The organism is Shinella sp. AETb1-6 (genome assembly GCF_009826875.1).
Lineage (GTDB): Bacteria > Pseudomonadota > Alphaproteobacteria > Rhizobiales > Rhizobiaceae > Shinella > Shinella sumterensis.
In genome coordinates this window covers 296,390-320,993 of sequence record NZ_WUMM01000006.1, presented here as the reverse complement: position 1 = coordinate 320,993, position 24,604 = coordinate 296,390, and the positions used below count along the sequence as shown (strand labels likewise).

Below are 24,604 nucleotides of genomic sequence, written 5' to 3'. Positions count from 1 at the left end.
CTAACAAATTTCGAGACTCAGGCGAATTCCATGATGACGGCATCGACGGCCAGGCTTTCGCCGGGCCGGGCACGGATCGGGCCGACGGTCAGGTCGCGCTCGGCGCGCAGCACGTTTTCCATCTTCATCGCCTCCACGACGGCCAGGGTCTCGCCCGCCTTGACCTCCTGCCCTTCCTGCACGGCGATCGACACGACGAGGCCCGGCATGGGGCAGAGCAGCATTTTCGAGGTATCCGGGGGCAGCTTGACCGGCATCAGCGCATCGAGTTCGGCAAGGCGCGGCGTGAAGACGCGGGTCAGCACGGACAGCCCCTGCCAGTCGATGCGCATGCCGTTTCGCAGCGGCCGCACCTGCGCCGTCACCGATTGGCCGTCGACCGCGCCGCGCCAGACGGCATGGCCCGGCCGCCAGTCGCTCTCGACCGCATCCGCCGTCGTGAGCGCGTAATAATCATCGCCGATCTTCACCACCCAGTCGGATCGCAGCGCCTGCGCCGGGCGCAGACGGTCAAGATGTTTCGCGCGGCGCGCGGCATCGGTCAAATGGGCCGACAGGGCGACACGGGCCAACACCTGCGCCTCGTCGGCGCTCGGCGCCATCGGCATGAAGCCGTCGGGATATTCCTCGGCGATGAAACCGGTCGAAAGTCGTCCCTCCCGCCAGCGCGGATGCCGCATCAGCGCGGCAAGGAAGGGAACATTGTGCTCGATGCCGTCGACAGTGAAACCATCGAGCGCGTCGCTCATGGCGTCGATCGCCTCCAGGCGGCTCGGCGCCCAGGTGCAGAGCTTGGCGACCATCGGATCGTAATACATCGAGATTTCGGCGCCCTCATAGACGCCGGTATCGTTGCGCACGATCGTCGAACCGGTTTTCCCTTCCGCGGGCGGGCGATAGCGGGTGAGCCGGCCGATGGACGGCAGGAAGCTGCGATACGGGTCCTCGGCATAGAGACGGCTTTCGATGGCCCAACCGTCCAGGCGGATATCGTCCTGCGCCAGCGTCAGCTTTTCGCCGGCGGCGATGCGGATCATCTGCTCCACGAGGTCGATGCCCGTAACGAGTTCCGTGACCGGATGCTCGACCTGCAAGCGGGTGTTCATTTCGAGGAAATAGAAATTGCGGTCGCGGTCGACGATGAACTCCACCGTGCCCGCGCTCTGGTAATCGACGGCTTTGGCGAGCGCCACCGACTGCTCGCCCATGGCACGCCGCGTCGCCTCATCGAGAAACGGCGACGGCGCCTCCTCGACGACCTTCTGGTTTCGGCGCTGGATGGAGCATTCGCGCTCGCCGAGATAGAGCGTCGTGCCATGCGCATCCGCGAGCACCTGGATCTCGATATGGCGCGGGTCGACGATGTACTTCTCGATGAAGACGCGGTCGTCGCCGAACGCGCTTTTCGCTTCCGAGCGGGCGCGGTCGAAGCCGTCGCGCACCTCTTCCTCGTTCCAGGCGATGCGCATGCCCTTGCCGCCACCGCCCGCCGAGGCCTTGATCATCACGGGATAGCCGATCTCGCCGGCGATGCGCTCGGCATGGGCGGCGTCCTCGATGACGCCGAGGAAGCCGGGCACCGTCGAGACCTTCGCGGCATTGGCGAATTTCTTCGATTCGATCTTGTCGCCCATGGCGCGGATCGCCTTGGGCTTCGGGCCGATGAAGACGATACCCTCCGCCTCCAGCGCCTCGCAGAAGCTGGCGCGCTCGGACAGGAAGCCGTAGCCGGGATGAACCGCCTGTGCGCCGGTCTCCTTGCAGGCCGCGATGATCTTGTCTGCGACCAGGTAGCTTTCGGCCGCCGGCGCGGGGCCGATAAGAACGGCCTCGTCGGCCATTTCGACATGCAGCGCATCCCGATCAGCATCGGAATAGACCGCAACGGTGGCTATGCCCATCCTGCGTGCCGTCTTGATCACGCGGCAGGCGATCTCGCCGCGATTGGCAATCAGGATTTTCGTGAACATGCTTTCCTCCCGGCAGTCTTGTCAGGCGTTGTAGCCACAAAAGCGCCGGCCGTTCAACGGCGGCGCGCGGGCACTTTAGTCGAAGGCGATGTCCGCCCTCGCCTTTCGGCTCGTTTGTTCGCGCCAGATGATGAAAAGGCCTGAGGCGACGATGATCGCGATACCGAGCCATTTCGACGGCGTCGGGAAATCGCCGAAGATCGCATAGCCGAGCACGGTGGCCGAGATGATCTCGAAATACTGGAAGGGTGCCAGCAGCGAGAGCGGCGCCATGCGGAAAGCGCGCACCACCAGCATATGCGCATAGCCCGACAGCGCCCCCAGAATGAGCAGCAGAATGAGTGTGAAAAGCGATGGCGGCAGCGACAGTTCGAAGTCCGCAATGCCGGCATTGTTGCCGATCATCAGGGCCAGGCCCATGAACAGCGTTCCGCCGAAGCCGGCGATGGTCTGCATGGTGAGGGGAGAATCGGCATCGCCGATCGCCCGGTTCATGAAAAGATAGACCGAATACAGGAAGGCGCAGCCGACCGGCAGCAGCGCCGTCCAGCCGAACAGCACGAAACTCGGCTGGATGACGATGAGCGCGCCGCCGAAGCCGATGATGATGGCGAGCCAGCGCCGCCAGCCGACCCTGTCGCCGAGAAAGGCGGCCGACATCGCGGTCAGGATGAAGGGTTCGACGAAGTAGATTGCGAAGACATCCGCCAGCGGCATGTATTTGACGGCGGCGAAGAACAGCAGGCTTGCGGCACCGTGGATGGCCCCGCGCAAGAGGTTGAGCCAAGGACGCTTCGGACGCAACGTCGCGGCACCGGCCGCCGTGAAGATCAACGGCACGGTGCAGACCAGCTGGAAGAAGAAGCGGTAGAACGTGACCTGCCCCGGCGACATGCCGGCGAAATTGGCCATGTATTTGGCGATGGCATCCATGCAGGGCAGAAGCAGCATGGCGGCGGCCATGAGCGCCACGCCCTGCATGGTGTTTGCGCCGGACTGGCCGGCAGGGCCTGCGCCTGCATTCATGGTTTGTCTCCTCGTTACCTTCTCCTTAGACCTTTTCGCCCAACTGGCAATGCCGGATTTCAGGCCCTGCAAGGGCGGCGCGAAGCGGCGCATTTGAGGTAGAAACAAGACCCCCTCTGCCTGTAAACTTGCCGAAAACACATTGGAGGCCGCGATGACAATTGCCGGCGAGAACAACACCATCCCTTTTCCTGCCATCCGCACCGACGGCGACACGCTGGGCGGCCGCATCTGGCGCGCGCGCGATGCCATCGGCCTTTCCCTGGAAGACCTCGCGGCCCGGCTCGGCCTGCCGCAAGACACGATCGGCGGCTGGGAGAGCGATCGCGCCGAGCCGGACACCAAGGCGCTGTTCATGCTGGCGGGCGTCCTGTCGGTCTCGCCGTCCTGGCTGATCGCCGGCATCGGCGATGCGCCGAGCGATCCCGCCGGCGACGAACACCTCCATCCGCTGCTTCGCCAGCTCCGCGAGGTGCACCAGCTGCACGAGCGGACGGGCAAGGCGATCGCCACACTCGAAGCCGAGATCGCCAGGCTGATACAAAAAGATCAGGCCTGATTTCACCCCCAAGACTTGAGACGGCGGCCCGGCTCTGCAATGGTCTGGCCGCAAGAGAATCCGCATAGGGAGACGACTATGGACGTACGTGCCGCCGTTGCCGTTCAGGCAGGAAAACCGCTGGAAGTGATGACCGTGCAGCTCGAAGGCCCGCGCGCCGGCGAGGTGCTCATCGAGGTGAAGGCGACCGGCATCTGCCATACGGACGAGTTCACCCTGTCGGGTGCCGACCCGGAAGGCCTTTTCCCCGCCATTCTCGGCCATGAGGGCGCCGGCATCGTCGTCGATGTCGGCCCGGGCGTCACGTCGCTGAAGAAGGGCGACCATGTCATTCCGCTCTACACGCCGGAATGCCGCGAATGTTACTCCTGCCTGTCGCGCAAGACCAATCTCTGCACCGCCATCCGCGCCACGCAGGGCCAGGGCGTGATGCCCGACGGTACCTCGCGCTTCTCCATCGGCAAGGACAAGATCTTCCACTATATGGGCTGCTCGACCTTCGCGAACTACACGGTCCTGCCGGAGATCGCGCTTGCCAAGGTCAACCCGGACGCCCCGTTCGACAAGATCTGCTACATCGGCTGCGGCGTGACCACCGGCATCGGCGCCGTCATCAACACGGCCAAGGTGGAAGTGGGCTCGACGGCCATCGTCTTCGGCCTCGGCGGCATCGGCCTCAACGTGCTGCAGGGCCTGCGCCTTGCCGGCGCCGACATGATTATCGGCGTCGATATCAACAACGACCGCAAGGCCTGGGGCGAGAAGTTCGGCATGACGCATTTCGTCAATCCGAAAGAGGTCGGCGACGACATCGTGCCCTATCTGGTCAACATGACGAAGCGCAACGGCGACACGATCGGCGGGGCCGATTACACTTTCGACTGCACGGGCAATACGAAGGTCATGCGCCAGGCGCTGGAATCGGCCCATCGCGGCTGGGGCAAGTCGGTCATCATCGGCGTCGCCGGCGCGGGCCAGGAAATCTCGACGCGTCCGTTCCAGCTGGTCACCGGCCGCAACTGGATGGGAACGGCCTTCGGCGGCGCACGCGGCCGCACGGATGTACCCAAGATGGTCGACTGGTACATGGAAGGCAAGATCCAGATCGATCCGATGATCACCCACACCATGCCGCTGGAAGACATCAACAAGGGCTTCGACCTCATGCATGAGGGCAAGTCCATCCGCAGCGTCGTCGTCTACTGATGACGGCAACCGTCTACAGCGTCGATGTGCGGAGAATGGAAGCATTCTCCGCCGTCGAGCTTTATGCATTGCTGAAGCTGCGGGTCGATGTCTTCGTGGTCGAGCAGGCGTGCGCTTATCAGGAGCTGGACGGCAAGGACGCAGACGCGCTGCATCTGCGCCTGCTGATCGACGGCGAGACCGCGGCCTATGCGCGATTGGTGAAGCCGGAAGACGATTTCCCGCGCATCGGCCGGGTCATCGTCGCGCCGGACCATCGCGGCAGCGGGCTCGGCGGCGTTCTGATGCGCGCGGCGATCGATGTCTGCGGGGCGCATTTTCCTGGCCAGCCGATCGCGCTTTCGGCGCAAAGCCATCTCGAACCCTTCTACCGGTCCCTTGGCTTCATGCCGACGTCGGCAGAATATGTCGAAGACGGCATTCCGCATGTCGACATGGTGCGGCCGGCCGAGGGCCAGGAGCGGGCGAGCTGAAAAGACGGATCGTATGAGCGAAAACCAGCCTACCATCTTTGTCGATGCGGATGCTTGCCCGGTGAAGCCCGAGGTGCTGAAGGTTGCCGAGCGGCATGGCCTGCCGGTGACCTTCGTCGCCAATTCGGGGCTGCGGCCGTCTCGTGACCCGATGATCCGCAACGTCATCGTCTCCGGGGCCTTCGACGCGGCCGACAACTGGATCGTCGACAACGTGCGCGAAGGCGATATCGTCATCACCGCCGACGTGCCGCTTGCCGGGCGCACCGTCGCGAAGGGCGCGCATGTGACCGGCCCGACCGGACGGCTGTTCGACCAGACGAATATCGGCATGGCGAGCGCGATGCGCGATCTCGGCGCGCATCTGCGCGAGACAGGCGAAAGCAAGGGCTACAATGCCGCCTTCTCGCCGCGCGACCGTTCCGCCTTCCTGGAAACCCTGGACCGGCTTTGCCGCCGGGCGAAGAATGCGCGGTCGGGATCATGACGAGGGCACCGGCAGGCAGGATCTACGGCCGGCACGTGCCCTTCTATGCGGGTATCGGCGCCGCCATCGTCTGTGGCGTGCCGGCGATCTGGCTCAAGCCGGATTTCGCAATCGACATCGCGGCCGTCATGTTCTTCTCCTGCTACCTGGTGATGACGGTCATTCGCCTGCCCTATCTGACCGCGGCCTATCTCGAGCATCATGCCACCGACGCCGACGAACCGGTCTGGATCATCTTCGCCGTCACCTTCGCCGCCGCCGCCATTTCGATCGGCTCGCTGTTCGTCGTGCTCAATCGGAAGGGCGCCGGCGGTCTCGAGCTCGCTCTCGCCTTCGCCTCGGTCGCCCTCGGCTGGTTTACCATCCACACCATGGCCGCACTGCATTACGCCCATGTCTACTGGCGGCCGTCGAACACGGAGATGGATCGCGGCGGCGGCCGCAGCCTCTCCTTCCCCGGCGATACGAAGCCGGGGGTGTTCGACTTCCTGTATTTTGCCTTCGTGATCGGCATGACGGCGCAGACATCCGACGTCGCGATCACCTCGACGGCGATGCGCAAGGTCAACCTGCTGCACGCCATCGCCTCCTTCTTCTTCAACACGGTGCTGGTCGCAGCCGCGGTGAACGCGGCCGTGTCGCTCGCCACCTGACTTCAGGAGCTTCCATGAAAGTGCTATCCCAGAACACCGCCTTCGGCGGCATGCAGGGCGTATTCGCCCACGATTCCGAAGCCTGCAAGACGGAGATGACCTTCGCCGTCTTCGTGCCGCCGCAGGCGATCAAGGAGCCGCGCCCGGTGCTGTGGTATCTCTCCGGCCTCACCTGCACCCATGCCAATGTCATGGAGAAGGGCGAATATCGCCGCATGGCGGCGGAGCTTGGCCTGATCGTCGTCTGCCCCGATACCAGCCCGCGCGGCAATGAGGTGCCCGACGAGATCACCAACTGGCAAATGGGCAAGGGCGCCGGCTTCTATCTCGACGCCACGGAGGCGCCCTGGGCGGAAAACTACCAGATGTACAGCTATGTGACGGAAGAGCTGCCGAATTTCCTCAGCCAGCATTTCCGCATGGACATGGATCGCCAGGGCATTTTCGGTCACTCGATGGGCGGACACGGCGCCATGACCATCGCGCTCAAGCATCCAGACCGGTTCAAGAGCTGCTCCGCCTTCGCCCCCATCGTGGAGCCTTCGACGGCCGACTGGTCCGCACCCGCCTTCGAAAAGTATCTCGGCGCCGACAAGGCCGCCTGGCGCGAATACGATGCCTGCGCGCTGGTGGCCAATGGCGCACGCTTCCCCGAATTCCTCATCGATCAGGGCAAGGCGGATGGCTTCCTCGACAACGGCCTTCGCCCCTGGCTGTTCGAGGAGGCGATCAAGGATACGGACATCAAGCTCACGCTGCGCATGCACGAGCGCTACGACCACTCCTACTACTTCATCTCGACCTTCATGGACGACCATCTGAAGTGGCACGCCGAACGCCTCGGCTGACGGAACGGCTTCCCATGGCGGGGGCGCATGGCTGACATGCCGTCCCCGCTCTTGCGATCGGCCTGCCAATGCGCGATATTCCCACCCGGTAGACGGCTACCGCCGGGCAATCCGGTCACGATCGCGGGGACGGCCTCGCTCCTTTCAAACGGAGTAGGCAAAATGCCCTGGATTCTCCTCACCCTTGCAGGTCTCTTCGAAATCGGCTGGGCCGTCGGTCTCAAATATACCGATGGTTTCACCAAGCTCGTGCCGACCGTTCTCACCGCCGGTTCCATGCTGGTCAGCATCGTGCTTCTCGGCCTAGCCGTGAAGACGCTGCCCATGGGCACGGCCTATGCGATCTGGACCGGCATCGGCACCGTCGGCACGGTCATTCTCGGCATCGTCCTGTTCGCCGAGCCGGCCACCGCCATGCGGATCGGCTGCATCGCCCTTATAGTCACCGGCATTCTCGGCCTGAAATTCGTCGCCTAGACGCCGCCAGCACGGCCGGGGGCGAAGCTCCCGGCACGCTGTCGGACGGTCCCCTACAGCGGGATGTTGTCGTGCTTCTTCCAGGGATTTTCCAGGTCCTTGTTGCGCAACAGGCGGAGTGCGCGGGCAATACGCTTGCGCGTCGAGTGCGGCATGATCACCTCGTCTATATAGCCGCGCTCGGCCGCCACGAAGGGTGAGAGGAACCGGTCCTCGTACATCTTCGTGTGCTCGGCGATCTTTTCGGGATCGGCGATATCTTTCCGGAAAATGATCTCCACCGCGCCTTTCGCTCCCATCACCGCGATCTGGGCCGTCGGCCAGGCATAGTTGATGTCGCCGCGCAGGTGCTTCGAGGCCATGACGTCATAGGCGCCGCCATAGGCCTTGCGCGTGATGAGCGTTACCTTCGGCACCGTCGCCTCCGCAAAGGCGAAGAGCAGCTTGGCGCCATGCTTGATGAGGCCGCCATATTCCTGCGCCGTGCCCGGCAGGAAGCCCGGAACATCCACGAAGGTCACGACGGGGATGTTGAAGCAGTCGCAGAAGCGCACGAAGCGTGCGGCCTTGCGGCTGGCATCCGAATCGAGAACGCCCGCCAGCACCATCGGCTGGTTGGCGACGAAGCCGACCGTTGCGCCCTCGATGCGGCCGAAGCCGCAGACGATGTTGCGGGCGAAACTTTCCTGGATCTCGAAGAAGTCGCCCTCGTCGACGGTCTTGAGGATCAGTTCCTTGATGTCATAGGGCTTGTTGGCATTGGCCGGCACAAGCGTGTCGAGCGACGCGTCGATCTCCTCCACGGACTGGAAGCATTCGATCTCGGGCACGGGCGACGTGTTGGACTGCGGCAGGAAATCGACCAGGCGACGAACCTGCAGAAGCGCGTCGACATCGTTGTCGTAGGCGCCGTCGGCGATCGAGGATTTCGTGGTGTGCACGGAGGCGCCGCCGAGTTCCTCGGCCGTCACCGTCTCGTTCGTCACGGTCTTCACGACATCGGGGCCCGTCACGAACATGTAGGACGTGTCGCGCACCATGAAGATGAAATCGGTCATGGCAGGGGAATAGACGTCGCCGCCGGCGCACGGTCCCATGATGACGGAAATCTGCGGAATGACGCCGGAGGCCAGCACGTTGCGCTGGAAGACCTCGGCATAACCGCCCAGCGCCGCCACACCCTCCTGGATACGCGCACCGCCGGCATCGTAAAGGCCGACGATCGGCGCCCGGTTCTTGAGCGCCATGTCCTGGACCTTCATGATCTTCTGGGCATGGGTCTCGGAAAGCGAACCGCCGAAGACCGTGAAATCCTTGGCGAAGACGAAGACGGTGCGACCATTGACCGTGCCCCAGCCGGTGACGACGCCGTCGCCGGCGATCTTCGTCTTCTCCATGCCGAAATCCGTGGACCGGTGTTCGACGAACATGTCGAACTCCTCGAACGAGCCCTCGTCGAGGAAGACATCGATGCGCTCGCGCGCCGTCAGCTTGCCGCGCTTGTGCTGCGCATCGATGCGCGCCTGGCCGCCACCCATGCGGGCGCGCTCGCGCCGGACTTCGAGCTCGTGGAGAATTTCCTTCATGATCCCTCGGTTCCTCCCGTTCAGACAACGGCTTAGCACGGGGAACCGGGGGCTTGAAGAGGATTTGCCTAGATCGATGGTCTCAGAGTCCGTTTGGAAACCCGGTGGCGGAGGGTTTCCAAACGGACTCTTAGGTCAGCGCGGAATGCCGGCGAGAACAGAGGCGGCGACATCCATCTCCTCGCGCCGCAATTCCCGGCGCCGGAAGGCCTCCTCGTCGGTGCCCCAATGCTCGATCTGCCAGTCCTCGTCCACATGGGCGAGAGACCAGGCCGTCTCTGCGTCGATAACGCCTTCCGCCAGCGCCAGCGCCAGCAGCGCCGATCCGGTCAGCGTCGTGATCGTGTGCAGGCAGGCCAGCGCGAGCGAATCGGTGTGGGCGGAAAGTGCTGCGGCAAAAGCATCGATCGCCGGTGCCGGCTGCTCCTGATGCATCACGCCTTCGACGAGGATGAACCGGGCGCCCTTGGCGTCGGCCGCCCAGCGCAGGATCGGATCCCAGCCGTCGCGCTGGCGGTTGACGAGGCCCTCGGGCGAATCGGCGCGGTAGCACAGCATGTCGGTACCGGCGAACCGCACGATCTCGTCGGCCACCGCATCGAAATTGGCGGTGACGCCGTCGATGGCCGTGTTGACGAGGCGGGTGACCGGCATCTTCGCGGGATCGATCTCCTCGCCCTGCCCGTCCCATTCTTCGCGCAGGCGATCGGCGATCGCCTGGGACGGCACCGCCAGGACGTTCTTGCCCGGCGTGCGCACCGGACGGCCGTCGAGAAGGATGCGGAAGCCCTCCTCCGACGGCTCGGTCGTCACGTCCTTGTAGAACCGCTTCGGCAGCGGCCGCTTCATCTGGATTTGCGCGCGGCGCACCGGATCGGGATCGCTCATCGCGTCGGAAAGATCGCTTCGGATATCACGCATCGGAAATCTCCAGCCATTCGAGGAGGTCGGCCGGCGTGCGCAGGATATGGTCCGCGCCCGCATCGACCAGTTCGGGAACACTCGCATATCCCCAGGAAACGCCGATGGCCTTGGCACCGGCCGCCTTGGCCATCTGCATGTCATAGACGGCATCGCCGATCACGACCGTGCGGTCCGCATCGATACCCGCCTCGCTGCAGCATTCCGTAACCATAGCCGGATGCGGCTTGGAAGGGCAGTCGTCGGCGGTGCGGGATACGAAGAACGTCTTGTCGAAGCCATGCGAGGCGCGAATGAGATCGAGGCCGCGGCGGGACTTTCCGGTGACCGCACCCAGGATCAGGTCGTCTTCGCGCTCCAGCCGCGCCATCATCGGCGCGATGCCGTCGAAAAGCGGCTCCTGGAAACCGGGTTCGGCGCGCACGCCGGTAAAGATGGCCTTGTAATGCGCCGTCATTGCCAGCGCTTCGTCATCGACATGCGGCTTGCCCTGCATGCGGGCAATCGCGATGTCGAGGGTGAGCCCGATGATCGCCTTGGTCTCGGACACATCGGGCCGGGCATAACCGAAATCGACGAAGGTGCGCGCCATGACCTCGTGGATCAGCTTGACGCTGTCCACCAGCGTTCCGTCGCAATCGAAAAGCACGAGCCGCATCACTCTTCCTCATCCGCCGTATTCTGGTCGAAACCGAACAGGTTCCACGTCTGCACCATGTGCGGGGGCAGAGGCGCCGTCACGCGCAGGCGCCCGCCATTGGGATGGGGAATGTCGATGTGACGCGCATGCAGGTGCAGCCGGTTCTGCACCCCGCCCGGGAAATTCCAGTTCACGTCCGCATCGAAATACTTGGGGTCGCCGAGAATGGGGTGGCCGATGTGCAGAGCGTGGACGCGCAGCTGGTGCGTGCGGCCGGTATAGGGCTCCATCTCCAGCCACGCAAAATTCTGCCCCGCCTGCTCGACGACGCGGTAGAAAGAGACGGCGTGGTCTGCACCATCCTCGCCATGCCTGGCGATGCGCATGCGATCGCCATCCTGTGTCTGCTCCTTGACGAGCCAGGTGGAAATCTTGTCCTCGCGCTTCTTCGGCACGCCCTTGACCAGCGACCAGTAGGTCTTCTTGGTGTCGCGCTCGCGAAACGCAGCCGTGAGCTTCTGCGCGGCACCGCGCGTGCGGGCGATGACGAGAACGCCCGAGGTGTCGCGGTCGAGGCGGTGCACGAGGCGCGGCTTCTCGCCCTTCTGGCTCGTCCAGGCTTCCAGCATCTGGTCGATATGACGCGTGACGCCCGAGCCGCCCTGTACGGCGATGCCGGCGGGCTTGTTGAGCACGAACACCTTGTCGTCCTCGTGCAGCAGCATGCGCGACAGGAGTTCGCCGTCCGGGGAATGCTTGAGGTCGCGCCCGGCAATAGGGCCAGACTTCACGGCCTTCGGATCGACATCCATGGGCGGAATGCGGATCATCTGTCCGGGCTGCACGCGCGTATCGCTTTTCGCGCGCCCGCCATCGATGCGGACCTGCCCGGAGCGCAGCAATTTCTGGAGCGGACCGAAGCCGAGCCCCGGATAGTGGACCTTGAACCACCGGTCGAGGCGCATGCCCGCCTCGTCGTTCTCCACCTGCTTGTGTTCGATGCCTGCCATGTCAGCCTTCTTTCGTTGCGCCGCTCATAGCGCAAGAACGAAGGAATTAGAAGGCGCGGAAGGTCAGTGTCGTCAGGGAACGCACGATGCCGGGAATGGACGCGACATGATCGTTGATGAACTTGCCGATATCCTCTTCGCTTTCGACATAGATCTTGAGCAGCAGATCGAACTCGCCGCTCGTCGAATAGAGCTCCGAGATGAGCTCGGTCGCGTAAAGCGCATCCGCCACTTCATAGGTCTTGCCCGGAGCGCATTGCAGTTGCACGAAAATCGGCTTCATCGGTCCTCCCGCGCCATCGGCGGCATGCTTGAGCCGCGCGATCCCGGCGGCATTCCGCATTCCTTATGGCGGAATTGGCACCGCAAAGGCAAGACCGCGGGAGGACGCCGGCATCCGTTAAAATTCGATGAAAATACGACCGTCACAATTCACCGCAGCGAAATTCCCGACTGATAGGGTCTGCCATCCGACCAACCGTTGAAATGCCATGACCCAGATCGTGACAGTCTCTCCGGCAACCGCCGCCTATGCCGCGCTCGGCGCGAAGACCACCACGCGGAGCCATACGCTCTTCGAGGAACGCATCCATCACTGGAGCGAGGATGCGAAGGTGCGCGGCGATGCGCGCGTGGTCGCCGTCCTCAACGTCATCCAGCCGCCTGCGCTTGCGCTCGCCCTCCTCACGGCGCCGCAACTGCGCCCCCAGGTCACGGTCGCCGAAGCGCAGCGCCAATATGACGAGAACGGTCGGGAAATCCCGCCCGACGTCGACTGATCCCTCCCCGACAACAGCCGTCCCCAACACCTCGCCCCCGTTTGCGGGGGCTTTCTTTTTGCGAGGAGCAAACAAGACATGTAGAAATTTTGGTCCACTTTCCCGCCGCTGTGTTTGATCTCGCTTAAAAACCAACATCTTTGCCAGCTTGCGTATAGCGGAAGACAATCATACACTACCTTAACGGGAAACATGGCTTGTGGGGAGATGTTATGAGGGGGCAGAAACAAAACTTTGAAGATGGGGGATGGACATTCCAGTTCACAAAATTGGGCTGGCATTGGGAGCTTCGCGATCGGCATAATGATTTTATCGGTCGATCGATCGCCTCATTCCTTACAGAACGTGCGTGCCGTGAGAATGCTCTTGCGCACAGCAAAGCAAAAGCGCCAGTAATCACTGACGAGCAACACAGCCCGCCATTCGACGAAAGCGAAGCGCGCGCAGACCTCAACGTACTTCGAGAAAGGTTTGCCATGAAACAGCAAGCCTTCACAGCAGGCTTCGCCGAGGGAAGGGCGTCGTCATTGGAGCCTCGTGGCGCCGGTGGCAGCGAAGCAGACACATGGTACGTTTACATACTTGCGTCAGGTCCTGGTGATCGTCTGCTGTTGCAGGCGGCCAGCACGCTGGAGCCGCATATAAACAAGGCGAGAAACAGCTCTGCTGCCAAACACCCGAACGTACTGGTTTGGTGCGAATGGCATGACAGTAAGGAAAGCGCCATGAACCGTCTGAAGGAGATGCGGAAATGGTCGCGCCAGAGGAAGATCGGCTTCATCGAGGCGACCAATCCCGGCTGGAACGACATCTCTGAAAGCCTGACGACGCTGTAGCCGGCCAGGTTGTCATTGCGGTGCGGGATTGCACGGGCTACATGCGAACTTCCCGTTACGGGGAATCGCCTTTACGGCTTATCCCGTGATGCAGAAGGAACCGCCGATGCCCACAGCACCGCGCAAGGGAGCGATCGCCCTCGCCTACCGTGTTTTCGTCCTGCCGGGCGTCATTGCCTATCTTTTCGCCGTCAGCACCGTCGTGCTTGCTGCCGATCGCTTCTGGCTGGTGGACCTCGTCACCTTCGCCTGGCCCTACGTCGTCGCCGTCGGCGTGCTGCTGACCGTCGCGGCCTTCCTGACCCGCCGCATCAAGGCCATCACCATGGCGGTCATCGGCCTTGCCGTCGCGCTCCTGCCGGCCGCCGACGTGCCGACGGCGCGCGCCTCGTCCGCGCAAGGCGGCATCAAGGTGATGACCGCGAACATCTTCGGCGACAACATCAAGGATCGTACCGCCTTCCTCGCCCTGTTGAAGCAGGAACGGCCTGACATCGTCGTCCTCGAAGAGACCAGTCCGGCTTGGGAGCGGCTCCTCTCGTCATCCGGGCTCTATCCCTATGAGAGCAGCACGGAGGCGATGCTGCGGGACGCGCTCAAAGTCTATTCGACCCTGCCCATTCGCGCCGAAACGGAACTGAAGCGCGCCGTCACCGAGCCACAGGCCTATAAGCAGCCGCTGCGGCTGGAACTGGACCTCGCCGGAAAGCCGCTTTTCCTTTACGCCTTCCACCCGGAAACGCCACGGCGGCTCTGGCAGTGGCGTGACCGCAACGCTTACCTCTCGGCGGCCGCCGATGCCGTGAAAGGCGATCTCGAACGGGCACCGGTGATTGTTGCCGGCGACTGGAATACGCCGACATGGTCGCCCTTCTTCCGCACCTTCCTCCAGCAATCCGGCCTGGCCTCGACGGCGGTCGGATGGCTGCAGCCGGTCACCCGCTTCACCATGAAGCTCGAGGCTCTCGCCTATATCGGCTCCACAATCGATCATATTGCCGTTTCGCCCGACATCTTCCTGCGCGACCATCGTCTGGGCCCAGCCTTCGGCTCGAACCACCGTCCTGTCATCGTCGAACTGACCCTGCCGCAAACCTGAGACCTCGCCGCGCCGGAAAAACACGCTATCTTGCATGTGTACCCGCAACGAGGAGACGACGATGACGACCAGGAAGGACAGCCCGAAAGCCTCGCTCGAACAGGAACGTGCCCGGCAGAAGGAAAAGAGCCCGAAGGCCGAGCAGGACGATTACCTGGAAGAGGCGCTGGAAGAGACCTTTCCCGCCAGCGACCCCATCGCGCCCGGCGATGTGAAGGATCACGCCAAGTGAGCGGAACCGCAGCGTGACCGGCCGCTTTCTCTTCACCGGCCCTGATAACGCGCCGGTGACGCTGCTTCTGGCCCATGGCAGCGGCGCCCCGATGGATTCGCCGGCCATGAACGCCGCCGCAGAGGCCCTGGCGGCGCAAGGCTTGCATGTCGCGCGGTTCGAATTTTCCTACATGGCGGCACGGCGCACGGATGGTGGCCGCCGTCCGCCACCCAAGGCGGAGACGCTGAACCCGGAATTCCGTGCAGCCGTTTCCGCGCTCGGCGCAACGGGTCCGCTGGTCATCGGCGGCAAGTCGATGGGCGGGCGTGTCGCCAGCATGGTAGCCGACGACCTCCACGCCGCCGGACGCATCGCCGGCCTGCTCTGTCTCGGCTACCCGTTCCACCCGCCTGAGAAACCGACGCAACTGCGCACCGCCCACCTGATGACGCTGCAGATACCGGCGCTCTTCTGCCAGGGCACGCGCGATCCCTTCGGCACGAAGGACGAGGTGGATGCCTATGACCTGCCCGAACGCATCCGCCTGCTCTGGCTCGAAGACGGCGATCACGACCTGAAGCCGCGCAAGTCCATTTCCGGCTTCTCCGCCGCCGACCATCTCGCGACGATGGCGAGTACGGTGAAGGCGTGGACGACAACGCTCTGACGGACCGTCGAGCGAAGCTGAGGGATCGATTCAACGGTTTGACGAATTGAATCCGCTTGTCCTTGCAAGACGTTGAAACACGATCCATTTTCGGCAAAGGGAACATTAACCGGACCGTGCCATCATGCCGCCGTATCACACGACGCCGGGCAAGCCATGACGCACAGCTTTCCTTACACGCACTACGACCTCGACATGCAGCGCTCCGGGACGGTCATCGAAATCACGCTGTCGTCCATCGCCAATGTGCGCCTGATGACCCACGGCAATTTCGACCTCTTCAAGAACGCGCGTCACCACAAGTTCCTCGGTGGGGTGGCCAAGCAATCGCCAATCCGGCTGAAGATCCCGCAGAGCGGCCACTGGCACGTCGTGGTGGATATGGAAGGACATCCGGGCAAGGCGCAATCCTCGATCAAGATCGTGCCGAAGGGTCCGGAGAAGCCGGCGCAGCGCTTCAACGCCGCGTAACGCCGCCCTAGCTGCGCTCGCGGCGCAGCTTCGCCCACCATTCCAGCCGCTTGCGCAGCTCGCGCTCGAAACCGCGCTCCGGCGGATCATAGAAGGTTCTGCGGCCCATCTTCTCCGGGAAATAATCCTGGCCGGAAAACGCATCCGGCTGGTCATGGTCGTAGAGGTAACCGTCGCTATAGCCCTCGCCCTTCATGAGCTTGGTCGGCGCGTTGAGGATGTGCTTGGGCGGCAGCAGCGAACCGTTTTCCTTCGCCGCGCGCATGGCCGATTTGTACGCGGTATAGACGGCGTTGGACTTCGGCGCGGTCGCAAGATAGACGCAGGCCTGCGCCAGCGCCAGTTCGCCCTCCGGCGAGCCCAGGAAGTCGTAGGCGTCCTTGGCGGCATTGCACACGACAAGCGCCTGCGGATCGGCAAGGCCGATATCTTCCACGGCCATGCGCACCATGCGCCTGCACAGGAACAGCGGATCCTCGCCAGCGTCCAGCATGCGGGTGAGATAATAGAGCGACGCATCCGGGTCCGAGCCGCGCACGGCCTTGTGCAGCGCCGAGATAAGGTTGTAGTGGCCGTCCTGCGACTTGTCGTAGACGGGCGCGCGGCGCTGCACGATGCGAAAGAGATCGTCCTGCCCGAAGGTCTCGCCGGGGCGCGCGGCCCGCCAGACCTCCTCGGCCAGCGTCAGCACGGCGCGGCCGTCGCCGTCGGCCATGCGCAGGAGCGAAGCGCGCGCCTCCTCGTCCAGCGGCAGCGGCTTATCCTCCACCGTCTCCGCCCGTTTCAGCAGTTCTTCCAGGCTTTGCTCGTCATGGGGCTTGAAGGTCAGCACGCGTGCGCGCGACAGAAGCGCCGCATTCAGCTCGAAAGAGGGGTTTTCGGTCGTGGCGCCGACGAGCACGATGGTGCCGTCTTCCATGACCGGCAGGAAACTGTCCTGCTGGGCGCGGTTGAATCGGTGGATCTCGTCGACGAAGAGCAATGTCTGGCGACCACCCATGCGGCGCGCCCGCGCCGCTTCGAAGACCTTCTTGAGATCAGCCACGCCGGAGAAGATCGCGGAGATCTGCTCGAAGGCGAGCCCCGTCTCGCCCGACAGCAGCCGTGCCACCGTCGTCTTGCCGGTGCCGGGCGGCCCCCAGAAAATCATCGAGCCGAGCGAGCCCGCCTCGATCATGCGCGAAAGCACACCGTCGGGCCCGGTCAGGTGTTCCTGGCCGGAGACTTCGCCCAGCGTGCGCGGACGCAGGCGGTCGGCCAGAGGCCGTTTTGCCGCCATGTCCTCGGGTTCACGCGGGGCGAAGAGGTCGCTCATCGGAAGAACTGACGAATGCGCTGGCCGTCACGCTCGATCTCGACACGCCAGAAGGACGGGTTTTCGTTGACCAGCGCTTCCAGCGTCTCCGTCGTCGTCACGGGTGTACCGTTCAGCTCGATCACGATATCGCGCGGCTGGAGGCCGATACGGGCGGCGGGCGAGCCGCGATTGACCTGCGTGACGACGACGCCTGACGTGGTCTGGTTCGTCGGCATGCGCAGCTCGTCGGCCACGCGCGGCGAGAGATTGGCCACCACCGCGCCCGAGAAGGGATTGCGGCCTTCGATCAGGCGTTCGTCGCGCGGGGTCGTTTCGGGTGCGCGGTCGAGGGCGAGCGTCAGTTCCTCCTGCTTGCCATTGGCGATGACGGTGATCTTGGCCGTGCCACCGATACCGACGGTCGTCAGCCGGTAACCCAGGGCATCGGGATGCTCGACCGCGATGCCGTTGACGGCCGTGACGACCTGGCCGGGCTTCATACCGGCCTTTTCCGCCGGGCTGCCTGCCTGCACGCGCGAAATGAGCGCGCCGCGCGCGCGGTCGAGGCCGAGCGCCTCGGCGACTTCCGATGTCACCGCATCGAAGGTCGCGCCAATGAAGGGGCGGTCGAAGGTGGCATTGCCATGTTCGGCGCTCGCCACGAATGTCTTCACGAGATTGGCCGGAATGGCGAAGCCCACGCCGTTGGAGCCTCCGCCGCGCGAAAAGATGGCGGTGTTGATGCCGATGAGTTCACCGTTCATGTTGACGAGGCCGCCGCCGGAATTGCCGGGGTTGATCGCGGCATCCGTCTGGATGAAGAAGCCAAAGTCGCCGGAGCGCACCTGGTTGCGGGCAAGCGCAGACACGATGCCGCTCGTCACCGTCTGGCCGACACCGAACGGGTTGCCGATGGCCAGCACCAGATCGCCCACCTGCACCGCGTCGCTATCGCCGAGCGGCAGGGTGGAGAATTTCACATCGCCCTTGATCTTCAGGACGGCGAGGTCGATCCGCTCGTCTTTCAGGACGACCGTGCTTTCGAACTCGCGGCCATCCGCCAGCGCGACCTTGATGTCGCTGGCGCCTTCGATAACGTGGTTGTTGGTCACCACGATGCCGTTGGCGCCGACGATGACGCCCGAGCCGAGCGAGGACTGCTTTTCACTGCGGTTGGGCATGCGCTGGCCGAAGAACTCCTCGAAGAAGGGGTCGCCTTCGAAGATGGAGCGGCGCTCGACCGACCGTTCGGCATAGACGTTGACGACCGCGTTCTCGACCTTCTTGACGAGCGGCGCGAAAGACAGCTGCATCTCCGTCCTCGATTGCGGGACGGTGCGCTCCTCTGCCGTGGCGGGCGTCACAAGCGCCAGCGCCACGAAAAGCGGGGCGGCAAACAGCATTCTGGCTTTCGACATGGGCGAGTCTCCTTCGTCTGCGCGTCACGTTCAGATAGGATTTCGCAGGAAAAAAGGCAAACCGCGCCTTTGACTTCGCTCACGGCCTCTCACAGGCTGCGCACGCAAATGTGGTTGCAGAAAAAATCACCGCCATTGAAACAACGCCATCCTCCTTTACGTAGAGATGAGGGAATACACCCGAACGGATCGCGCCCCATGCCAATCTATCGCCCTCCCCGCATCCCCGCCTCGGAGATCACGCCCGAGCGCTGTTTTCTCAACCGCCGCGCCTTCATCGCGACGGCGGCCGGCGGCATGCTGGCGGCAACCGCTGCGCCGGCACTCGCCTCGGCGCTGAAGGCGTCCGAGAGCCGCTACAAGGTGGATGAGAAGCTGACGCCCGAAAAGGACGTGACGACCTACAACAACTTCTATGAGTTCGGTCTCGGCAAGGGCGATCCGGCGGCAAATTCCGCAAATTTCAAGCCCACGCCCTGGACCGTGAAGGTCGATGGCCTCGTCGGCAAGCCCAGAGAGTTCGGCCTGGAGGAACTGCTGGCCATGCCGCTTGAGGATCGCGTCTACCGGATGCGTTGCGTCGAGGCCTGGTCGATGGTCATCCCCTGGGTGGGCTTTCCGCTGGCAGCCTTGCTCGACAAGGTGGAGCCGCTGGGCGACGCGAAATATGTCGCCTTCGAAACCGTCGTGCGGCCGGAGGAAATGCCGGGGCAGTCGGGCTATTTCCAATCGCTGCCCTGGCCCTATGTGGAAGGCCTGCGGCTCGACGAGGCGCGCAATCCCCTCACGCTGCTTTCCGTCGGCGTCTACGGCAAGACGCTGCCCAACCAGAACGGGGCCCCCATCCGGCTCGTCGTTCCGTGGAAATATGGCTTCAAGGGCATCAAGTCGATCGTGAAGATCACGCTGACCGACAAGCAGCCGCCATCCACCTGGAATATTTCCGCGCCGAACGAATACGGCTTCTATGCCAACGTCAACCCCGAGGTGGATCATCCGCGCTGGAGCCAGGCGAGCGAAAACCGCATCGGCGAAGGTGGCTTCTTCGGCGCCAACCGCCGGCCGACGCTGCCGTTCAACGGCTATGCGGACGAGGTGGCGGGCCTGTATTCCGGCATGGACCTGCGGGCGAACTTCTGATGTCCGCCCTTCCCGCACTGCCGCGCAAATACCACGCCGCCTCGATCTGGCTTCTCTACGCCGTCGGCCTTCTGCCCGCGGTGTGGGGCTTCTGGCTCGGCGCGACCGGCGGGCTTCCCGGCAACCCGGTGAAGGAGTTCGAGCACCTGCTTGGCCTCTGGGCGCTGCGCTTCCTGGTCGCGACACTTGCGATCACGCCGCTGCGTGATCTGTTCGGCATCAACTGGATCCGCTACCGCCGCGCCCTGGGCCTACTGGCCTTCTGGTACGTGCTGATGCACTTCCTGACCTATATGGTGCTGGACCAGTACCTGAATTTCGCGGCCATCATCGACGATATCGTCCGGCGCCCGTTCATCACCATCGGCATGGCCGCATTCGTGATGCTCATTCCGCTGGCCTTGACGTCGAACAACTGGTCGATCCGCAAGCTCGGGCTGCGCTGGGTGAAGCTTCACAGGCTCGTCTATGTCATCGCCGCCGCCGGCGTCCTGCACTTTGCCATGTCGGTGAAGGTGGTGGGTCTGGAGCCCTGGACCTACATCACGCTCGTTGCGCTACTCCTGCTGTACCGACTGCTGCGTCCGATCCTGCGCAACCGCAATCGCGGCCGACGGACAGACGCTTCGCTCCCGGGACGCGAACGGTCAGCCTGACAAGCCTTCCGTCTCTCAGTCGCGTACGACGAAGAGCCGCGGGCCCGCCGCCGGCTGCACGCCCTCGGCGGCATTGCTGACGACCCGGTTGCGGCCGCTGCTCTTTGCCAGATAGAGCAACCGGTCGGCACGGCTGATCGCATCGTGGATCGTATGGTCGCCCGCCGCCGTGACCGCGACGCCGAAGCTTGCCGTGATTGCCCGGTCGATGCCGATGCCGCTCAAGTCGCGCTCCGCCAGCGCGATGCGGACGGTGTTGGCCAGCATATGCGCATCCGGCAGGCGGCAGTTCGGCAGGTAGGCGATGAACTCCTCTCCGCCGAAACGCGCGACGGCAAGGCCCGGCCAGGACACCGCCCGCAGGAGACGCGCGACCTCGCGGATCGCCTCATCGCCGGCGGCGTGCCCGAAATGATCATTGATCGCCTTGAACCAGTCGATATCGGCCACGATGATCGCAGCCTCGTTCCTTGCCGTCCGTCCGCCCTCGCCGATGAACTGCTCGAAACCGCGCCGGTTGAGCAGGCCGGTCAACGGGTCCTCCTCCGCATCTTTCCTGTGGCCGTCGAGGATACGCAGCGCGACGGATGCAAGCGCCGTCAGCGCCAGAAGCAGCGCACCGACCGTGGAGGTGATCTGCATCACATAGGCATAAGGCGAGCCCACGAAATCGTCGATGGCGGGCGAAGCGGCGATGAAGAAGAACACGAGCGTCCGGACGAGTGTCTCGAGAACCACGAAGACCGAGGCGGCAAACAGCGCCTTGTCCACGGGAGCACGCAACCGGAAGCGTATGGAGACCATGGCCGCGACCAGCAGAAGGCCGCAGGTGATGTCGCTCAGGAACAGTTCGTAGCGAAGGCTGCCGGCGCCAAGCACCGCCACGGCGATCGCGGCATAACCAAGCACGGCGATTGCACCGCGCAGCGCCAGGATGCGTGGTGCATTAAAATGGCAAATGAGCGCCTGGCTGTAGAGAAGAAAGGCGCAGACGAAAACCGCTTCCGCCACCAGGGCAACCACCGGCGCGGGCAAGACCGCAAGAAGCAGCGGTGCCAGGAAGCCAAGCGCGGCGCAGAGATAACCGCCACCCCAGAACAGCGCTGCACGATTGCCGTAGCGGGCAACGACGAGGAACGCGACGCCAAACAGGCTGAGGACCACTGGCAGCAGAAAAGCGAAGTTGTCGTCCATCACCCGAACTCGATTGGATTTCACCTGCACCTTAACCAGCAGGACTGAAAACACTACCTAGGGACATGGTTTACGAAATCCTACGCGCCTACAAAAATAGATGAAACGCAAAAAGCCGGACGCTTGCGCGTCCGGCTTTCGACCGTTCCAGAGGAACGAATCAGATCATGCGGCTTCGGCAGCTTCAGCTTCGGCAGCAACGCGGGCCTTGTCGGCTGCGCCCTTGGCATCGACGTCGCGCTCGACGAATTCGATGACGGCGAGCGGAGCGTTGTCGCCGTGGCGGTAGCCGGCCTTCATGATGCGCAGGTAGCCGCCGTTGCGGTTGGCGTAACGGGTCGCGATCGCGTCGAACAGCTTCGAAACGACGGCAACGTCACGGATCTGCGAGATCGCCTGACGGCGAGCGTGCAGGTCGCCGCGCTTGCCGAGGGTGACGAGCTTCTCGACGATCGGACGAATTTCCTTCGCCTTCGGCAGCGTGGTTACGATCTGCTCATGCTGGATGAGCGAAGCAGCCATGTTGGCGAACATCGCCTTGCGGTGGCTGGCGGTACGGTTGAGTTTGCGACCGGAATTCTGGTGGCGCATCTCGGTTCTCCTTCACATGCAGGCAGTTGCCTGCCGTTTGACGGGGCGCATGTCCGTCTCGCGTTCCGCGAAACCATGTCCATACGCGTTGATCTTGCTGAGGCCAGCCTTGCGCGCCCCCGAAGGGGCGCGTGCGGCATCAGTACTGGTCTTCGTAGCGCTTGGCGAGATCTTCGATGTTCTCGGGCGGCCATGCCGGCACTTCCATGCCGAGGTGCAGGCCCATGGAAGCGAGAACTTCCTTGATCTCGTTGAGCGACTTGCGACCAAAATTCGGAGTGCGAAGCATTTCGGCTTCGGTCTTCTGAATGAGATCGCCGATATAGACGATGTTGTCGTTCTTCAGGCAGTTCGCCGAACGGACGGACAGTTCCAGTTCGTCGACCTTCTTGAGGAGCGCCGGGTTGAACGCCAGTTCGGTGACCGATTCTTCCTCGGCTTCCTTCTGCGGCTCGTCGAAGTTGACGAAGACCGAGAGCTGGTCCTGAAGAATGCGGGCCGCGAACGCGATCGCATCCTCGCCCGTGACGGAACCGTCGGTTTCGATGGTCATCGTCAGCTTGTCGTAGTCGAGAACCTGGCCTTCGCGGGTGTTTTCCACCTTGTAGGACACTTTCTTGACCGGCGAGTAGAGGCTGTCGACCGGGATGAGGCCGATCGGTGCGTCTTCGGAACGGTTGCGGTCAGCCGGGACATAGCCCTTGCCATTGTTGACCGTGAACTCCATGCGGATCTCCGCGCCCTCGTCGAGGGTGCAGATGACATGCTCGGGGTTCAGGATCTCGATGTCGCCGACCGTCTGGATGTCACCAGCCGTCACGACGCCCGGACCCTGCTTGCGCACGACCATACGCTTCGCGTCATCGCCATCCATCTTGATGGCGATTTCCTTGATGTTGAGCACGATGTCCGTCACATCTTCCCGGACGCCCGGGATGGAGGAGAACTCGTGCAGGACGCCGTCGATCTGCACGGCGGTAACAGCCGCACCGCGCAGCGACGACAGGAGCACGCGCCGCAGCGCGTTGCCGAGCGTCAGGCCGAAGCCACGCTCCAGCGGCTCGGCAACAAGGCTTGCCTTGGTGCGGCCGGAGGAGGTGAACTCCACCTTGTTCGGCTTGATCAGTTCCTGCCAGTTTTTCTGGATCATATGTTTTGCCTTCCGTTCGCCGCCACCATCCAATCGTGGCGACCGAGCCCTGAAGTTCCGGAAAAGCCGACCGGCTTTTCCGGCAGTTCGAATGCGATGATCAGACGCGACGCTTCTTGCGCGGGCGGCAACCGTTGTGCGGGATCGGGGTCACGTCGCGGATGGACGTGATCATGAAGCCGGCAGCCTGGAGGGCGCGCAGAGCCGATTCGCGACCCGAACCCGGGCCGCAGACTTCGACTTCCAGCGACTTCATGCCGTGTTCCTGGGCCTTCTTGGCGCAGTCTTCGGCAGCGATCTGGGCAGCGAACGGGGTCGACTTGCGCGAGCCCTTGAAGCCCTTTGCGCCGGCCGACGACCAGGCAATGGCGTTGCCCTGTGCGTCCGTGATGGTGATCATCGTGTTGTTGAACGAAGAATTGACGTGAGCAACACCCGAGGTGATGTTCTTGCGTTCGCGACGGCGGACGCGTGCGGCTTCCTTGGCCATGGATAGTCCTTTCGTTGATCTCGACACCGCCGTAATGCCAGCGGCTCCACCGGGTCGGGGCAGCACCCCTTCCCTGAATAACAATTGCACGCGGCCTTCAGGCGATGCGTGCGGCGATATCGTCACTGCCGTAATACCAGCAGCTCCACCGACCAGGGCCCCGACTGAAGCAAGCCCCTGCTCGAAACTCAAAAGAGGCCGGCGCGAAGCGCCAGCCTCCCGTTCCCCGTTTCCGGGAAATTACTTCTTCTTGCCTGCGATGGCCTTGGCCGGGCCCTTGCGGGTGCGGGCATTGGTGTGCGTGCGCTGACCGCGAACCGGGAGGCTGCGGCGGTGACGCAGGCCACGGTAGCAACCGAGGTCCATGAGACGCTTGATGTTCATCGAGGTTTCGCGACGCAGGTCGCCTTCGACCTGGTAGTCGCGGTCGATGGCTTCACGGATCTGAAGGACTTCCGCGTCCGTCAGCTGGTGAACGCGACGATCAGCCGGGATACCGACCTTCTCGATGATTTCCTTTGCAAACTTCGGGCCGATCCCGTGAATGTAGGTCAGCGCGATGACTACGCGCTTTGCAGTCGGGATGTTGACGCCAGCGATACGTGCCACGCCTGTTCTCCTTGCTTCCAGTTGCCATCCGGCAAGTGGTCTTCTTCATTTGAAACGGCCTCGAAAGCCGCAACGCTCAATCGATGTTCGGTACGCACCAAAAGGACCGCACCCGGACTTCTCATCTGGAAATCCGC

Annotated in this window: 29 protein-coding genes; 15 read left to right on the top strand and 14 right to left on the bottom strand. The window is 63.4% G+C overall.

The window, feature by feature from the left end:
* Positions 1-17: 17 nt before the first annotated feature.
* Positions 18-1,970: an acetyl/propionyl/methylcrotonyl-CoA carboxylase subunit alpha gene (locus GR158_RS13550; protein WP_160871445.1), complete on the bottom strand. Its 1,953-nt coding sequence runs from the start codon at positions 1,968-1,970 to the stop codon at positions 18-20.
* 75 nt (positions 1,971-2,045) lie between these two features.
* Positions 2,046-2,996 (bottom strand): DMT family transporter, encoded by a 951-nt coding sequence (locus GR158_RS13545; protein ID WP_230640084.1) that lies wholly within the window; start codon positions 2,994-2,996, stop codon positions 2,046-2,048.
* A 154-nt stretch (positions 2,997-3,150) separates the two neighbouring features.
* Between GR158_RS13545 and GR158_RS13540 the strand changes: the two genes are divergently transcribed.
* From GR158_RS13540 to sugE, 7 genes are all read left to right on the top strand, one after another.
* Complete coding sequence (locus GR158_RS13540; protein ID WP_134649082.1) at positions 3,151-3,555, top strand: helix-turn-helix domain-containing protein; 405 nt, start codon at positions 3,151-3,153, stop codon at positions 3,553-3,555.
* Between the two features lie 78 nt (positions 3,556-3,633).
* Positions 3,634-4,761 (top strand): S-(hydroxymethyl)glutathione dehydrogenase/class III alcohol dehydrogenase, encoded by a 1,128-nt coding sequence (locus GR158_RS13535; RefSeq protein ID WP_160871444.1) that lies wholly within the window; start codon positions 3,634-3,636, stop codon positions 4,759-4,761.
* A complete protein-coding gene (locus GR158_RS13530) occupies positions 4,761-5,234 on the top strand; it encodes a GNAT family N-acetyltransferase (RefSeq protein WP_160871443.1) in 474 nt (157 codons plus the stop codon). The genes GR158_RS13535 and GR158_RS13530 overlap by 1 nt, the downstream gene beginning before the upstream one ends.
* Before the next feature lie 13 nt (positions 5,235-5,247).
* Positions 5,248-5,721: a YaiI/YqxD family protein gene (locus GR158_RS13525; protein ID WP_160871442.1), complete on the top strand. Its 474-nt coding sequence runs from the start codon at positions 5,248-5,250 to the stop codon at positions 5,719-5,721.
* A complete protein-coding gene (locus GR158_RS13520) occupies positions 5,718-6,374 on the top strand; it encodes a DUF1345 domain-containing protein (RefSeq protein ID WP_134649078.1) in 657 nt (218 codons plus the stop codon). The genes GR158_RS13525 and GR158_RS13520 overlap by 4 nt, the downstream gene beginning before the upstream one ends.
* 14 nt (positions 6,375-6,388) lie before the next feature.
* Positions 6,389-7,222, top strand: coding sequence for an S-formylglutathione hydrolase (fghA, locus tag GR158_RS13515; protein WP_160871441.1), 834 nt, complete (start codon positions 6,389-6,391; stop codon positions 7,220-7,222).
* 162 nt (positions 7,223-7,384) lie between these two features.
* On the top strand, positions 7,385-7,699 hold the full coding sequence (gene sugE, locus GR158_RS13510) for a quaternary ammonium compound efflux SMR transporter SugE (protein ID WP_134649076.1): 315 nt from the start codon (positions 7,385-7,387) through the stop codon (positions 7,697-7,699).
* Positions 7,700-7,752: 53 nt separating this feature from the next.
* Here the strand turns inward: sugE and GR158_RS13505 are convergent, their stop codons facing one another.
* The 5 genes from GR158_RS13505 to GR158_RS13485 all read right to left on the bottom strand — a co-directional run bounded on the left by GR158_RS13505 (position 7,753) and on the right by GR158_RS13485 (position 12,139).
* On the bottom strand, positions 7,753-9,285 hold the full coding sequence (locus GR158_RS13505; RefSeq protein WP_160871440.1) for an acyl-CoA carboxylase subunit beta: 1,533 nt from the start codon (positions 9,283-9,285) through the stop codon (positions 7,753-7,755).
* A gap of 135 nt (positions 9,286-9,420) precedes the next feature.
* Positions 9,421-10,206 (bottom strand): ATP12 family chaperone protein, encoded by a 786-nt coding sequence (locus GR158_RS13500; protein WP_160871439.1) that lies wholly within the window; start codon positions 10,204-10,206, stop codon positions 9,421-9,423.
* Positions 10,199-10,864: an HAD-IA family hydrolase gene (locus GR158_RS13495; RefSeq protein ID WP_160871438.1), complete on the bottom strand. Its 666-nt coding sequence runs from the start codon at positions 10,862-10,864 to the stop codon at positions 10,199-10,201. The genes GR158_RS13500 and GR158_RS13495 overlap by 8 nt, the downstream gene beginning before the upstream one ends.
* On the bottom strand, positions 10,864-11,856 hold the full coding sequence (locus GR158_RS13490) for an RluA family pseudouridine synthase (RefSeq protein ID WP_160871437.1): 993 nt from the start codon (positions 11,854-11,856) through the stop codon (positions 10,864-10,866). The genes GR158_RS13495 and GR158_RS13490 overlap by 1 nt, the downstream gene beginning before the upstream one ends.
* A gap of 46 nt (positions 11,857-11,902) precedes the next feature.
* On the bottom strand, positions 11,903-12,139 hold the full coding sequence (locus GR158_RS13485; RefSeq protein ID WP_134649071.1) for an Lrp/AsnC ligand binding domain-containing protein: 237 nt from the start codon (positions 12,137-12,139) through the stop codon (positions 11,903-11,905).
* Positions 12,140-12,347: 208 nt separating this feature from the next.
* On the opposite strand from GR158_RS13485, the gene GR158_RS13480 reads away from it, so the two are divergent.
* The 6 genes from GR158_RS13480 (at position 12,348) to GR158_RS13460 (ending at position 15,922) form a co-directional block, all read left to right on the top strand.
* The gene (locus tag GR158_RS13480) at positions 12,348-12,635 is read left to right on the top strand and encodes a hypothetical protein (protein WP_134649070.1); all 288 of its coding nucleotides are present in this window, start codon (positions 12,348-12,350) and stop codon (positions 12,633-12,635) included.
* 212 nt (positions 12,636-12,847) lie between these two features.
* Positions 12,848-13,471 (top strand): hypothetical protein, encoded by a 624-nt coding sequence (locus tag GR158_RS13475; RefSeq protein ID WP_160871436.1) that lies wholly within the window; start codon positions 12,848-12,850, stop codon positions 13,469-13,471.
* Between the two features lie 106 nt (positions 13,472-13,577).
* On the top strand, positions 13,578-14,570 hold the full coding sequence (locus GR158_RS13470; RefSeq protein WP_160871435.1) for an endonuclease/exonuclease/phosphatase family protein: 993 nt from the start codon (positions 13,578-13,580) through the stop codon (positions 14,568-14,570).
* Between the two features lie 61 nt (positions 14,571-14,631).
* A complete protein-coding gene (locus tag GR158_RS25150; protein WP_167719042.1) occupies positions 14,632-14,802 on the top strand; it encodes a hypothetical protein in 171 nt (56 codons plus the stop codon).
* 13 nt (positions 14,803-14,815) lie between these two features.
* Positions 14,816-15,451, top strand: coding sequence for an alpha/beta family hydrolase (locus GR158_RS13465; RefSeq protein WP_160871434.1), 636 nt, complete (start codon positions 14,816-14,818; stop codon positions 15,449-15,451).
* Between the two features lie 156 nt (positions 15,452-15,607).
* Positions 15,608-15,922 (top strand): DUF1883 domain-containing protein, encoded by a 315-nt coding sequence (locus GR158_RS13460; RefSeq protein WP_160871433.1) that lies wholly within the window; start codon positions 15,608-15,610, stop codon positions 15,920-15,922.
* 7 nt (positions 15,923-15,929) lie between these two features.
* Here GR158_RS13460 and GR158_RS13455 read toward each other — a convergent pair whose 3' ends face one another.
* Both GR158_RS13455 and GR158_RS13450 read right to left on the bottom strand, forming a co-directional pair.
* Positions 15,930-17,237 (bottom strand): replication-associated recombination protein A, encoded by a 1,308-nt coding sequence (locus GR158_RS13455; RefSeq protein ID WP_160871432.1) that lies wholly within the window; start codon positions 17,235-17,237, stop codon positions 15,930-15,932.
* A complete protein-coding gene (locus GR158_RS13450) occupies positions 17,234-18,622 on the bottom strand; it encodes a DegQ family serine endoprotease (RefSeq protein WP_160871489.1) in 1,389 nt (462 codons plus the stop codon). Before GR158_RS13450 ends, GR158_RS13455 begins: the two co-directional genes overlap by 4 nt.
* A 213-nt stretch (positions 18,623-18,835) precedes the next feature.
* Here GR158_RS13450 and msrP point away from each other — a divergent pair, with 213 nt between their 5' ends.
* Positions 18,836-19,777: a protein-methionine-sulfoxide reductase catalytic subunit MsrP gene (msrP, locus tag GR158_RS13445; RefSeq protein WP_160871431.1), complete on the top strand. Its 942-nt coding sequence runs from the start codon at positions 18,836-18,838 to the stop codon at positions 19,775-19,777.
* Entirely contained in the window at positions 19,777-20,433 is a 657-nt protein-coding gene (gene msrQ / locus GR158_RS13440) for a protein-methionine-sulfoxide reductase heme-binding subunit MsrQ (RefSeq protein WP_160871430.1), read from the top strand. Before msrP ends, msrQ begins: the two co-directional genes overlap by 1 nt.
* Positions 20,434-20,448: 15 nt before the next feature.
* On the opposite strand, the gene GR158_RS13435 is transcribed toward msrQ, so the two are convergent.
* The 5 genes from GR158_RS13435 to rpsM form a co-directional block, all read right to left on the bottom strand.
* Complete coding sequence (locus tag GR158_RS13435; protein ID WP_160871429.1) at positions 20,449-21,627, bottom strand: diguanylate cyclase; 1,179 nt, start codon at positions 21,625-21,627, stop codon at positions 20,449-20,451.
* A 165-nt stretch (positions 21,628-21,792) separates the two neighbouring features.
* Positions 21,793-22,218 carry a 50S ribosomal protein L17 gene (gene rplQ / locus GR158_RS13430; RefSeq protein ID WP_134649061.1) on the bottom strand — a complete coding sequence of 142 codons (426 nt, stop codon included), beginning with the start codon at positions 22,216-22,218 and terminating at the stop codon, positions 21,793-21,795.
* A 139-nt stretch (positions 22,219-22,357) separates the two neighbouring features.
* A complete protein-coding gene (locus tag GR158_RS13425) occupies positions 22,358-23,368 on the bottom strand; it encodes a DNA-directed RNA polymerase subunit alpha (protein WP_134649060.1) in 1,011 nt (336 codons plus the stop codon).
* Positions 23,369-23,468: 100 nt separating this feature from the next.
* Positions 23,469-23,858, bottom strand: a complete 390-nt coding sequence (gene rpsK, locus GR158_RS13420; RefSeq protein ID WP_023513823.1) for a 30S ribosomal protein S11 — start codon at positions 23,856-23,858, stop codon at positions 23,469-23,471.
* 240 nt (positions 23,859-24,098) lie between these two features.
* Positions 24,099-24,467 carry a 30S ribosomal protein S13 gene (rpsM, locus tag GR158_RS13415; protein WP_134649059.1) on the bottom strand — a complete coding sequence of 123 codons (369 nt, stop codon included), beginning with the start codon at positions 24,465-24,467 and terminating at the stop codon, positions 24,099-24,101.
* Between the last annotated feature and the right edge of the window lie 137 nt (positions 24,468-24,604).